A 1,241-nucleotide genomic window follows, 5' to 3' on the forward strand; every position below is an offset into this window, starting at 1 on the left:
TTCGATTTGATTTTGTATCTTTGCACGCATATTTAAAATACGTGTGCGATGAACAAAGGCAAAACTATATTCTCTCAGATTATGTCACTTATACCAGAACGTGATTTCAAAACTTGTGTAGACCGTTATAAGGGAAACTACAGAGCAAGAAACTTCTCTTGTAAAGACCAATTCCTAGTAATGAGCTATGCTCAATTAACAGGTCGTGATAGTCTTCGAGATATAGAAAACTGCCTTACGGCACTCTCCAGCAAACTTTACCATTGTGGTATTAGTTATGCTGTACCACGTAATACTCTAGCAAAAGCTAACGAGAAGCGAGATTGGCATATCTATAAAGATTTTGCAGACGTTCTTTTGAAAAAAGTACGTCCTCTTTATGCCAAAGACAAGTTCAGATTAGACCTTGACAACATGGTATATGCTTTTGATAGCAGTACTATAAGTCTGTGTCTCAAATTATGTCCTTGGGCAAAGTTTCGCAAAAACAAAGGTGGCATCAAAATGCACACATTAGTCGATTTGCGAGGAAATCTTCCAGTCTCAGTTTATTTGACATCAGCATCGGTTAATGATGTAAAAGCTCTTGATAATCTCTACATAGAACCTTCTGCTATCTATTTGATGGACAGAGGATATGTAGATTTTAACAGACTCTTCAAGTTGATAACTAAGAAGAATGCATTCTTTGTTACTAGGGCAAAAGATAACATGCTTTTTGAAGTTGTATCAGAAGCCGAAGTTGACAAGAGCACTGGTATCATTTCTGATGAACGTATCAAATTAACAGGACTACATACAGCCAAATGGTATCCTGAAGAACTTAGAATGGTAACCTATGAGGACTATGCAACCAATAAGGTGTATAGGTTTCTCACAAACAACATGGAATATGAAGCGCTTACCATATCTGAATTATACAGGGAAAGATGGAACGTGGAACTTTACTTTAAATGGATTAAGCAACACCTTCACATCAAATCTTTTTACGGAACTTCCGAGAATGCCATATATCTGCAAATCTGGATTGCCATATGCACATACTTGCTTTTAGCTTATGCAAAGAAAGTGATGCACATAGATCAATCGCTACACACTATTTCAAAGAACGTGGGGCTATTCCTTACGGACAAGACTCCTTTAAATGATTTGTTTAACAAAGCTGTTCCAACAGAAGAGACGGAGGATTGGCTATATCCTAGCCTTTTCAGCCCCGACGATTTCTAAACGGGACAGCAGTG

Annotated in this window: 1 protein-coding gene; it reads left to right on the forward strand. The window is 37.6% G+C overall.

The genetic code is table 11. The annotated features are described in order from the left end of the window. Nucleotides 1-48: 48 nt before the first annotated feature. Nucleotides 49-1,227 carry an IS4 family transposase gene (locus NNC77_RS16455; protein WP_118191707.1) on the forward strand — a complete coding sequence of 393 codons (1,179 nt, stop codon included), beginning with the start codon at nucleotides 49-51 and terminating at the stop codon, nucleotides 1,225-1,227. Nucleotides 1,228-1,241: the final 14 nt, after the last annotated feature.

Origin of the sequence: Segatella copri (assembly GCF_024330485.1) — a bacterium.
Taxonomy (GTDB): domain Bacteria; phylum Bacteroidota; class Bacteroidia; order Bacteroidales; family Bacteroidaceae; genus Prevotella; species Prevotella copri_L.

Excerpts from the sequence above, each read along its gene's own strand:
- NNC77_RS16455 (WP_118191707.1), top strand. The coding sequence starts at position 49 with ATGAACAAAGGCAAAACTATATTCTCTCAGATTATGTCACTTATACCA.